The 12,132-nt window shown below is 43.9% G+C and carries 9 protein-coding genes; 5 read left to right on the forward strand and 4 right to left on the reverse strand.

The window, feature by feature from the left end:
* Positions 1 to 11: 11 nt before the first annotated feature.
* From FOR85_RS04720 to aspS, 3 genes are all read right to left on the reverse strand, one after another.
* Entirely contained in the window at positions 12 to 809 is a 798-nt protein-coding gene (locus FOR85_RS04720) for a glycosyltransferase (protein ID WP_144296936.1), read from the reverse strand.
* Positions 810 to 1,092: 283 nt separating this feature from the next.
* The gene (locus FOR85_RS04725) at positions 1,093 to 2,049 is read right to left on the reverse strand and encodes a lysophospholipid acyltransferase family protein (protein WP_144296937.1); all 957 of its coding nucleotides are present in this window, start codon (positions 2,047 to 2,049) and stop codon (positions 1,093 to 1,095) included.
* 67 nt (positions 2,050 to 2,116) lie between these two features.
* Positions 2,117 to 3,943, reverse strand: a complete 1,827-nt coding sequence (aspS, locus tag FOR85_RS04730; protein ID WP_144296979.1) for an aspartate--tRNA ligase — start codon at positions 3,941 to 3,943, stop codon at positions 2,117 to 2,119.
* Between the two features lie 423 nt (positions 3,944 to 4,366).
* Between aspS and sohB the strand changes: the two genes are divergently transcribed.
* The 5 genes from sohB (at position 4,367) to FOR85_RS04755 (ending at position 10,297) form a co-directional block, all read left to right on the forward strand.
* The gene (gene sohB / locus FOR85_RS04735; RefSeq protein ID WP_144296938.1) at positions 4,367 to 5,347 is read left to right on the forward strand and encodes a protease SohB; all 981 of its coding nucleotides are present in this window, start codon (positions 4,367 to 4,369) and stop codon (positions 5,345 to 5,347) included.
* A gap of 308 nt (positions 5,348 to 5,655) precedes the next feature.
* Positions 5,656 to 6,906: an acyl-CoA dehydrogenase family protein gene (locus tag FOR85_RS04740; RefSeq protein ID WP_190295500.1), complete on the forward strand. Its 1,251-nt coding sequence runs from the start codon at positions 5,656 to 5,658 to the stop codon at positions 6,904 to 6,906.
* A 140-nt stretch (positions 6,907 to 7,046) separates the two neighbouring features.
* Positions 7,047 to 8,330 (forward strand): phosphotransferase family protein, encoded by a 1,284-nt coding sequence (locus FOR85_RS04745; RefSeq protein ID WP_144296940.1) that lies wholly within the window; start codon positions 7,047 to 7,049, stop codon positions 8,328 to 8,330.
* A gap of 90 nt (positions 8,331 to 8,420) precedes the next feature.
* Positions 8,421 to 9,179 carry a histidine phosphatase family protein gene (locus FOR85_RS04750; RefSeq protein ID WP_144296941.1) on the forward strand — a complete coding sequence of 253 codons (759 nt, stop codon included), beginning with the start codon at positions 8,421 to 8,423 and terminating at the stop codon, positions 9,177 to 9,179.
* A 248-nt stretch (positions 9,180 to 9,427) separates the two neighbouring features.
* Positions 9,428 to 10,297 carry an SDR family oxidoreductase gene (locus FOR85_RS04755; protein WP_144296942.1) on the forward strand — a complete coding sequence of 290 codons (870 nt, stop codon included), beginning with the start codon at positions 9,428 to 9,430 and terminating at the stop codon, positions 10,295 to 10,297.
* 131 nt (positions 10,298 to 10,428) lie between these two features.
* On the opposite strand, the gene FOR85_RS04760 is transcribed toward FOR85_RS04755, so the two are convergent.
* Entirely contained in the window at positions 10,429 to 12,129 is a 1,701-nt protein-coding gene (locus FOR85_RS04760; protein ID WP_144296943.1) for an AMP-binding protein, read from the reverse strand.
* Between the last annotated feature and the right edge of the window lie 3 nt (positions 12,130 to 12,132).

The following is a 12,132-nucleotide window of genomic DNA, read 5'->3' on the forward strand; positions in this document are numbered from 1 at the left end:
CTATGACTTAGTTACACCCAATACTCTTGCAACCAAGGGCTAGGCTTCACATGACGATACCATTTACCGCCGCCGCCTTTGATAGCGTCTGGTGGATTAATTTCACCATGAAAGATAACAATTTTTGCGCCTTCAGGTAACGTCGGTGCACGTACAAAATTCAAAGGAGTAGGCGCCATACACTGATATTTAAAACTGACACACCAGTTTTTATCCCAGTACTCTAAATGGTGATGCTCACGCAGATAGTTAGAAAGATAAGCCTGCTCATGACGAACCTGTGTACGAATGGTTTCAAAGTTGCGCTCAAAGTTTGCGAGCAAATTAGGATAGGAACCCATACCGATATTAAAGCGATAAACCGAGCTATTGCCAATCATGCGCCATGGCTTTTTCCAGTCACGAATAATGACGACGCTGTCTTCATACTCAGCTTTATAAGTGAAAAAAGCATCAATATTATCGACGATAACGATATCGATGTCTAAGAATAAGGCGACACCTTTTAAATCATATAACTCTGGCTTAAAAGTGGTCAGTTTTTTCCAGCCACGTTCAGGGCCTGCTGGTAAATCCATTTCTGGAATGGGATAACAAGCAACTGCAGGGTCGATGCCAGTACTATCGTCGGTGAGGCAAACCATTTGAAAATCTAAAGTCAAATGGCGACTGACCATATTATAAAGACGGTTGACGTACTCAGGACCATATTTATCGCCCCATTTCATACAAATAATATAACGCTGCTCGGCAGTACTGCGTGCGTGCGTGTGGTCTGTCGATGAGGTATTGGTTACGTCGGTTGCCATAATGCACTCATATTAATATAAATAAAAAATATTTAGGGCGTGTTCTCATTTTTAACAGGGTGATAAAAATGAGATAAATTGTCGCCAAATATTCGGTCAATATTGAGATATTGACTGAATATTTGACGCTGTTTGGCAAAATTTAGCCATCTTTAATCCATTTATAGGACGATCGATTGAACTGAGAACACGCCTTAGTAATGTTTAAAGGTACAAAGGTCAGCCAATATTATCACAGCGATGATTCAGGAGCTCTATAAACGTTTGGCTAATTGTAAGGTCATTATTCATTGCCAACGCGCGTGGTTGTATCATGAACGTTTTGATCAGCCCGCTTGTTGTCAAGAATGAATTTGGCCAAAGTTCCTTCATCAACGTTGTAAGGATTCCCTAATGTGGGAATATGTTTAAAACGGCGATAACCCCACATATAATGGCTGCATTTATCTTCAATCATCTGTTGCATGGCCAGATTGAGCGCATAAGCAGCGGTTTCAGTATTGCGGTCATATAGGGCGGGGTCGTCTAACTTATAACAATAAATATCAAAACCTTGCCCATCATCACGGCGAATACAAGATAAGCCGACCAGTGCGCATTTGGTTTTACTGGCAAGCTTGGAGGCCAGCGTACTGGTCAACGTCTCAATCCCAAAAAAGGGCACAATTACGCCACCTGAAGGTTCAGGAACGTGATCAGGCAACACAATACTAAAACCGCCTTGCTTTAGAGTCTTAAAGATAGCCTTGACCCCGCTACCATCGGTGGGTACCAGCGTGGCATTTAACCGCGAGCGGCCTTGCAAGATAAAGTCATTGGTGATGTCGCCTTTGACTGGTTTATACATAATCGTTGGCGCGCCAAATTGATTGAGCCACGCGTTCATCATCTCCCACGTACCCAGATGCGGGACGATGGCCAGCATACCGTTTGGACTGGCAAGACCTTCTAACAAAATGTCTTTATTGTGGACATCGCGTATCTGCTTGATGCTCCACTCAGGCGGCATCGCCCAACTCTTGATAGACTCAATACTGGTTAAACATTGATGATAAATGATGTCTTTGGTTAATGCGCGTTTTTGATGAGCAGATAACGACGGCGCAACTAGTGCCATATTAATACGCACAGTACGCATAATACTAGCATTTGGTAGGCGTAATATTATCCACGCAACAAAACGTGCCAGCATCTGCAAAATAGATAGTGGCACGAATTTGAAGAAATGATATGGATTCATGACCATTCACATGGTGATAAATTACATAACGGGTAATTCAAACAATATCTGCGCATGACTAAACCATTTATTGTGCAGGTTTATTGGTATCAGGCTGGGCCTTTTCGCGTACACGGATACCAAGTTCACGTAGCTGTTTGCTATCTACCGGAGCAGGCGCTTGCGTCAATGGGTCTTCAGCAGTTTTGGTTTTAGGGAAGGCGATCACGTCACGGATAGAGCTTGCGCCGACCATCAGCATAATGAGGCGATCCAAACCGAAGGCTAAACCACCATGCGGAGGCGCACCGAATTTTAGAGCATCAAGTAAGAAGCTAAATTTCTCTTCGGCCTCAGCCTCATCAATACCTAGCGCTTCAAATACCGCTTTTTGCATCTCAAGGGTATTGATACGTAAGCTACCGCCGCCGATTTCAGTACCATTTAACACCATATCATAAGCGATAGAAAGCGCTGATTCAGGATTGGTTTTTAATTCTTCAACAGACCCTTTTGGCTTAGTAAACGGATGGTGCATTGACGTCCAGCGGCCATCATCCGTTTCTTCAAACATTGGGAAGTCAGTCACCCAAAGAGGCGCCCATTCACAGGTTAGCATCTCTAAGTCTAGACCAATTTTTTGACGTAGTGCGCCGATGGCATCGTTGACGATACTGGCTTTATCAGCACCGAAGAAGATAATATCATTACTCTCGGCACCCGTACGCTCAATCAAGCTTGCCAATACGTCATCAGTCATGTTTTTGATGATAGGCGATTGTAGACCAGATTCTTTATCGACACCGTTGTTGATGTTGCTGGCGTCATTGACTTTAATATAAGCCAAACCACGTGCACCATAAATGCTCACAAACTTAGTATAAGCGTCGATTTGCTTACGGCTTAATGAAGCACCGCCAGGAATTCGAAGGGCAGCAACGCGGCCTTTTGGATCGTTGGCAGGACCGGCAAAGACTTTAAAATCAACGTCTTTCATTAAATCAGCAACGTCGACCAATTTTAATGGGATACGTAAGTCAGGCTTGTCTGAGGCATAGTCGCGCATGGCTTCCGCGTAAGTCATACGTGGGAAATCTTCAAACTCCACATCCATCATGGTTTTAAAAAGATGCTTAATCAAACCTTCGTTGATATTCATGATTTCTTCTTCATTTAAGAAAGAAGTCTCAATATCGACTTGGGTAAATTCTGGCTGACGGTCAGCACGTAAGTCTTCGTCACGGAAACACTTAGCGATTTGATAATAACGATCAAATCCTGACACCATCAATAACTGTTTAAATAGCTGTGGTGACTGCGGCAAAGCAAAGAAGTTACCCGGGCGAGTGCGTGAAGGTACCAGATAATCCCGTGCGCCTTCTGGTGTGGCACGAGTCAAGATAGGGGTTTCAACGTCTAAGAAACCATGGTCATCTAGATAACGACGAATGGCTGAGGTGGCTTTAGCACGGAAAACCATACGCTCTTGCATTTGCGGACGACGCATATCAAGGTAGCGATATTTTAAACGCAGATCTTCTGATACCGTGGTTTTCTCATCATTTAATGGGAAAGGCGGGGTTTCAGATTTTGCCAATACTTCAATCTCTTTACCCAATAGCTCAATCTGACCACTGGTCATATTAGCGTTTTCAGTGCCTTCGTAACGACGGCGAACGCGACCGGTAATTTTTAAAACATATTCAGGACGTACCGCATCAGCAGTCGCGAACGCTTCTGGGGTGTCAGGGTCAACGACAACTTGTAAGATGCCTGCGCGGTCACGCATGTCTAAGAAAATCACACCACCGTGATCGCGACGACGATGTACCCAGCCTACGATGCTAATGGTTTGCTCAAGTAAGCTTTCGGTTACAGCGCCGCAATATTCGTCTCGGTATTCGCTATGCGTCATAGTGCTTTGCGTCATAATATAATTATCCAGTTGTCAGCCCAATTCGAAATACAATAATGCAGCCGCTAGCGTGTAATATAAGCGCCGTGCCTTTGAGTATTTAGCCAAAAAAGCACGAATAACGCGATATAAGACAAATGGTCATCACGTTGGCTGCAGAAAATTTGATGTAAACGCATATTATGCCTAATCTGCCTTTGTTATACAACCTGTGGCGTCCAATCAGTAGTGTTCAAACGAAGGGCAGGGACGTATCAGTAGTGGTGGTATTTATGCAGTAGTATTTGTCTTGGGTAAAATATTGTCATTTTGCTTGAAAATACTATCCACTGTGCGCATATCAAGCTAACTTATTAAACCGTATTAAAACCCCTTAAATTATCTATTAAAATTATTTATTTCAACTATCAAGGAATCCTGCTCATGCTTTTTCATCCTTCTAAAAATCCTGTTGAGCTAAGAGTTATCCATCTCAATAAAAGCCAAGAGCAACGTCGTGAAGATCTGATGGAGGCGACGCAAGGTAAAGCGGCGCTTAAACAACTGAAGAAAACCATGGCGAAAAAAGCCAAGCAAGCATTAAAAGCAAAAAGTAAAAGCAAAAAGAATAATAGCGATGAGAAGCAGCAAGTTTTTGTGCTTGATTTTGATGGTGATATCAAAGCCACGGCGGTGAAGCATTTACGCGAAGAAATCAGCACACTCATCAGTACCGCCAATAAAGGCGATGAAGTCGTCGTACGCTTAGAGTCGGGCGGCGGTTTGGTTCATGGTTATGGCTTGGCAGCGGCACAATTGGCCCGTTTAAAAGACGCGGGTCTAAAACTCACCGTCTGTGTCGATAAAGTCGCCGCCAGTGGCGGTTATATGATGGCTTGTGTCGCCGACAATATCGTTGCCGCACCCTTTGCGGTTATTGGTTCAATCGGTGTGGTCTCACAGTTACCAAACTTCCATAAATGGCTCAAAAATCACGACGTCGATTACGAGATGTTCACCGCAGGCGACTATAAGCGCACCGTGACCGTGTTTGGTGAAAATGACGCCGAAGACCGCGCCAAATACCAAGAAGAGCTGGAGCAGACGCACGAGTTATTTAAGCACTTCGTTAATACCTATCGTCCAACACTGGATGTTGCGAAAGTCGCCACTGGTGAGCATTGGTATGGAGAAGATGCGCTAAAACTTAACTTAATTGATAGCTTGCAAACCTCTGACAGTTATATTTTAGAGCGTATGGAAAATAATGAAGTGTACGCGCTGCATTCACGTCAAAAGCCAACGCTTGCCGAAAAATTGGGTTTATCACAAGCCGCAGAAGCAACACTCAGCATGGCTATTGATAAGCTACCAGATGCATTGGCACGTTTTGATTTAGACACTCGCTTAAATATCCTAAAATAAGTTTAAATATCATTAGGTTAATTGATAGCTAGCGTTCTAGTATTTCAACAGCGAATCGTGCATTGTTTGTATTTTGTAAAAGGCGTGTCCTAGCGGGTCGCGCCTTTTTTGCTGTTTAATCGCAAATGCTGTGTTATAAATGGGGCAGATAAAACAGAGTATACGCACGTACACTATAAAGTCTCATTAATCTTTTTATGAAATCTCGATATATAAAGTATTGATATATAGAATCTTGATGTGAATTTTATAAAAGCCATTAATCATCAGTAAAGAAAAGGATGTCAACTATGTCTAGCGACACATTAATGTTTACCGCCAGCGAACATGGTCAAGCCATGCATACCAAAGTCAAAGAGTTTATCGAAACCCAAATCGAACCAATAGAAGCACAGTTTTGGGCGGATTGTCATGCGCAAAATCCAGACGGCGATTGGACCAAATGGCATTGGCCAGAAAAGTACGAGAGCCTACGTAAACAAGCGCGTGAAGCGGGTTTATGGAATTTATTTTTACCTGATGATAAGCTTGGCGCTGGGCTTTCGGTTACTGATTATGCACCGATTGCCGAGCTCACCGGTCGCAGTTTGCTCGCGCCTTATGTCTTTAACTGTAATGCCCCTGATAGCGGTAATATGGAGCTGTTATGGCGTTATGGTTCACAGGAGCAGCAAGACAAGTGGCTGACGCCGATATTAGAAGGTAAAACGCGTTCGGTATTTTGTATGACTGAGCCTGATGTGGCGTCAAGTGATGCAACCAATATGCAAGCGACTGCTGTCGTCGATGGCGATGAGATTGTTATCGATGGTAGCAAGTGGTGGTCATCGGGTCTTGGCGACCCTGCCGTCGATGTTTTGATTGTCATGGCTTATACTCCTGATGAGAATAAAGACCGTCACCATCAGCATTCGATGGTCTTGGTGCCAGCAAAAACCGCAGGTGTTAACATCGAGCGTATGTTAAAGGTATTTGGCGATTATGATGCGCCGCACGGCCATGGTGAAGTCAGCTTTAACAATGTACGTGTGCCATCTGATAACTTTATCGGTGGGCCTGGTATGGGCTTTGAGATTGCACAAGGTCGCTTAGGGCCAGGTCGTATTCACCATTGCATGCGCTGTATTGGTGCTGCTGAGAAGTCTCTTGAGCTCGCGGTTAAGCGCGGTATGCAGCGTACCGCGTTTGGTAAGCCATTGCTACAATTGGGCGGTAACTTTGAGCGTATCGCTGAGGCGCGTATTAAGATTGACCAAGCACGCCTGCTGACTTTATACGCGGCGCAAAAAATGGACGCGAAGGGGACCAAAGCGGCCCTAACTGAAATCTCTGCCATTAAAGTGGTTGCGCCGACTGTCTTGCAAGAAGTGGTTGATATGGCGATTCAAATTCACGGTGGCATGGGTGTTTGTCAAGATACGATGTTGCCTGCTTTCTTTGCCCAAGCTCGCGCACTACGTTTAGCCGATGGTCCTGATGAAGTGCATAAAACTATGATTGCCAAATTAGAATTAAAACGTCAAGGATTTAGCCGTTCGTCTAAACCTGCTAAATCTTAAAAAGTCGGCTACATTGTCATTTAAATTATATGACCAAAAATTCACTATCAATGATTTGATAGTGAATTTTTAACTCTTAAGCTTTTATAAACAACAAATAACTGGTAAAAAATAAACGACCACACGATAAGGAATGTCTTATGGCAACTGAACATCATGCCAACCATACTGATACTGACAATCAAACCGTTAATAAAGTCCTAGATAAAGGCGGCGAAGTGCGCGAGGGCGAAGAGCTTGACGCCAAAGCGGTCAGCGACTGGCTACGCGAGCAAGGCGTTGACGTAGAGGGCGATCCAACCGTTACCCAGTTCTCAGGTGGCGCTTCAAACTGGACTTACCGGCTGCAATATGAAGGCGAAGGTGACAGCCAAGATTTAATTTTACGTCGTCCGCCAAAAGGCACCAAGGCCAAATCGGCACATGATATGGTGCGCGAATATACCGTGCAAAAAGCTTTAAAAGACGCTTATCCGTATGTACCAAAAATGGTCGCGCTCTGTACTGACGAAGACGTTATTGGCGCAGATTTTTATGTCATGGAGCGAATGGAAGGTATCATTCCGCGGGCTAACTTGCCAAAAGGCGTCGATTTAAACGAAGCCCAAACACGAGAGTTATGTACCAATGTCATCGACGCTTTGATTGAGTTGCATGAAGTCGATTATACCAAGCACCCTGATTTGGTAAATCTTGGTCGCGGCGAAGGTTATTGTGAGCGTCAAGTGATGGGCTGGGATAAGCGTTATGTCAAAGCCAAAACGCCCAATGTGCCAAGCTTTGCTTTGGTAAGACAATGGCTTGGCAAGCACACGCCTGCCGATAGTAAAACTTGTGTTATCCATAATGATTGGCGCTTTGATAATGTGATTTTGGCGGCTGATGATCCGACCAAGGTCATCGGTGTGCTTGACTGGGAAATGGCTACCTTAGGCGACCCTTTGATGGATTTGGGTAGCGCGTTAGCGTACTGGATTGAAGAAGATGACAACATCATCATGCAGCAATCTCGCCGTCAGCCAACGCACTTAAAGGGCATGATGACCCGTGATGAAGTGGTGGCTTATTATCTTAAAAAGACGGGCCTTAAGATAGACAACTGGACGTTTTATGAAGTGTTTGGACTATTTCGCCTAGCCGGTATCGTGCAGCAGATTTATTATCGTTATTATAATAAACAAACCAGCAATCCAGCTTTTAAGAACTTTTGGATTATCGTCCATGTCTTACATGCTAAATGTCTCAAGCTGATTGCTCAGTATGAAGGCGAGGCTTTATTTATAAGCCACGTGCAACCGCATCTGCAAGATATGGGCGTCGATGCGGCGATGGTCGAGCAACTGCCAAGTCCGATTCAAACGGTTATCAAGGGCATTTTACCAAAAAGCTATTTTGGACAAAGTAATTCTAAAGCTAAAGAGTAAACGCTTTAAACGCATAGTAAATGCACAAATTTATAGCCGTTGATTCAATCTAAAAAACTTAGAAAAGTACGATTAATAAGGCAATGTTTTATGACAACCATACTTTTAGCGCGTCATGGTCAAGCGTCATTTGGGCAAGAGGATTATGACCAGCTCTCAGAGCTTGGTAGTATGCAGGCGCAAATGCTGGGTCAGCATTATGCAACGACCCAGCGCCGAATCGATGCGATTTTTAGCGGTAGTTTGGTTAGGCAGCAAGATTCTGCTCGCCATTTTTGGCAAAGTTATCAGTCATCTTTTGGCGAGAGTAACGAAAAACCAAGCGTAACTGCCATCAATTTAGATGAGCCTGATAGCTATGTACTGCCGCAATTTGATGAGTTTAATCATAAAGATGTACTGATAAAATCGAATCCTGCTTTTGCTAGCCGTGTGGGAATTGCTGCTGAGATTGCTAAAGCAGAGGTGCCGGTCACACGGCTGGCAGAGTTGTTTGACGACGCGATGCAGCGTTGGCATGCGGGCGAAAACGACAGCGATTATATCGAAAGCTGGCTACAGTTTAATGAGCGTGCCAAGCAGGCACTTGAGCAAGTACGTCAACAAGTTGCCAATTTACAGTTAGGCGTTGATAGTACGGTGTTGGTGTTTACCTCAGGTGGTATCATCGCTGCGATCACCGCGCAGTTATTACAACAAGGTAGCTCGACGGCGTATCAGATCAATAAATGTTTGGTTAACACTGGCGTGACATCGCTGACGCTTAAAAATGAACGGAGTCGCCTGTTGTCTTTGAACGAATACTGTCATTTATTTGCTGAGGGCAAACGCTTTGTGACTTGGCGCTAACAAACAAAGATCAAAGTTTTAAAGCCAGCTAATTAAGAAGCTACTTAAAAACATCATAAAGCGGTTACTGTAAATAGGTAGCCGCTTTCTTACATGAGCTTTCATCACTATCTTTAAATTAGTTTAATTCTATGCTGCTTTAGGTTGCTTGCGTGTTTGCTTTAGGCTATAACTGCTAAACTTACTCTGTAGATTTACGTTATGATAGACAGTCGACCTCATTTATATCAATACCAATAGGATGGTTTATGAAAAATAAATTAATAAACTTAGTGACCAGTAGCGCTAACCACCATAAAAATCAGTTATTTAGTGCCATTCAGCCGGCGCGTTATCTTAAAGGTTTAAATAAGCAGCAGGTTGGGCATGGCAAAACGATTTTAATCACTGGCGCAAGCTCTGGATTGGGCGAGGGTATGGCAAAGTTATTTGCAAAACTTGGTTATAATCTTGCCATTTGCGCCCGCCGTACTGATCGTTTAGAAAATTTAAAAACCGAGCTATCGGCGCAGTATCCTGATATTCGTATTGAATACCGTGTCTTGGATGTCAGTGATTACGATGCGATATTCGAGGTGTTTGATGCGTTCGCAGCGGATTTTGGTCATATCGATCGCGTGGTGGTCAATGCGGGCGTCGGTGATAGCCGCCGCATTGGCAAAGGGCGCTTTGATACCAATCGCAAAACCGTCGAGATTAACTTCATCTCAGCGCTTGCCCAATGTGAAGCGGCGATGAATATTTTCCGAGCCCAAAATAGCGGTCATCTGGTGGTGATATCTAGTATGTCAGCGATGCGCGGCTTGCCTAAACATTTAACCGCTTATGGCGCAAGTAAAGCGGGTTTAGCACATCTTGCAGAAGGTATCCGTGCCGATATGCTATTGACCAAATTGCCGATTAAGGTGTCGACTATTTATCCAGGTTATGTGCGCACCGAAATCAATGAAAATGCCAAACCTTTACCGTTTGAAGTAGATGCAGAAACAGGCACCAAAGCAATCGTCGCTGCGATTGAGGCGGAAGTAGACGAAGCTTGCGTACCAAGCCTGCCATGGTCGATTGTCGGTCAAGCGATGAAGCATTTGCCATTACAAGTGGTCAATAGAGTCAGCTGATAGCAGTTGTGTTGTTATTAATTTTAAAACTAATCAAGAAAAATTAACGCAACAAAAAGCCCGCTACATTTTATATAGCGGGCTTTTGTTTTTTAAAACTTATAAGTCTTAACTACTGAGAGTCTTAACGACTACAAGGTTTGCGGATTATCTGACATATGTTTTTCACGCAATTTTTGACGTAGTATCTTGCCGACATTACTCTTTGGTAGCTCGCTGACAAACTCGATATGACGCGGGCATTTATAACCGGTCAAGTTATCGATAGCGAACTCTTTGATATCTTCTTTAGTTACATTGTTGTCGGCAGGGACGATATAGATTTTCACCGCTTCGCCTTGGTGTTCATCAGGAACACCGATGACTGCACACTCAATAATGCCTTTACAGTCAAGCATAACCGACTCGATTTCATTTGGGAAGACGTTAAAGCCTGAGACCAAAATCATATCTTTTTTGCGATCTAATAATCTAAAGTAACCTTTTTCATCCATACTGACGATATCACCCGTACGGAAATAACCCTCTTTAGTAAAGTCGCTACTACTGTCTTTATTAAAGTAGCCCGACATGACATTTGGACCTTTGATGCACAGCTCGCCTGCCTGATTAACGCCTACTTCTTTGCCATCTTCATCGATAACAATAATATCAACGCTTGGACCAGGCGTGCCAATCGTACCATTAAATTTACGATCAATGACGATATTGTTGGTGCCGACTGCTACACATTCAGTCATACCCCAACCTTCAATCATCGGACAGCCTGTCACTTCTAACCAACGCGCCGCTGTTTGTTCGGTTGCCGCCATACCACCTGCCTGCGAGAGACGAAGTGAGCTAAAATCTAGGTCTTTAAAGTTTGGCTGATCAAGCAAGCCTTTAAACAAAGTATTAACCGCTGGGAAAATATGGAACGGCTGTTTGGATAAAGTTTTGATAAATCCAGGCATATCACGCGGATTTGGTACCAAAATAAAAGTGTAACCAGAACGCATGCCAAGTAAGCTCAGCATAAAAGCAAAAATATGATACAGCGGCAGCGCCATGACCATATTGATATACACTTCATTGATCTCAGACGTGACCGGACGAAACCATGCTTCTACCTGCATGGCAGCAGCGACGACGTTACGCTGAGTTAATACCGCGCCTTTAGATAGTCCTGTGGTACCACCGGTATATTGCAAAATCGCTTTATGTTGCAAAGCCGTTTTTGGTGCTTGGAATGGTAGGCTTTTGCCTTTTTTTAGTACATCTGGAAACTTGGTAACGTGATATTTAGGATCATTCAAGTTGTATTTAGGCACCAAGCGTTTGACCTGACGGATTACCGTATTGACTAAGATACCTTTTAATCCCATCATATCGCCCATTTTCGATAGGACAATACGTTTGATATCCGTCTCTTCGATTACCTGCTCGAGTGCTTGGGCAAAATTATCGACCACAAAGATAACTTGAGCACCAGAATCATTGAGCTGATGGCGCAGCTCACGACCCGTATAGAGCGGATTAATCGGCGTGCAAACGTAGCCTGCACGCAAAATACCAATCATCGTCGGTAGATATTGCGGCACGTTTGGCATCATCAGTGCAACCACACTACCTTTAGGAATCCCTTGCGCTTGTAACCATGCAGCCACGGCAAGAGAAGCTTTGTCCACGTCGCCATAGGTGTGAGTCACACCCATACAAATGGTCATAGGGTGCATACGAAAGCGATCAAAGCATTCTTCATAGAGGTCTATAAGGCTTTCATACTGATCGGGATTAATGGTTTTAGGTACGTTTTCTGGGTATTGAGCAAGCCAAGGCTTATCAGTGGTCATACT

Source organism: Psychrobacter sp. YGAH215 (assembly GCF_007280595.1).
In the GTDB taxonomy this organism is placed as follows: domain Bacteria; phylum Pseudomonadota; class Gammaproteobacteria; order Pseudomonadales; family Moraxellaceae; genus Psychrobacter; species Psychrobacter faecalis.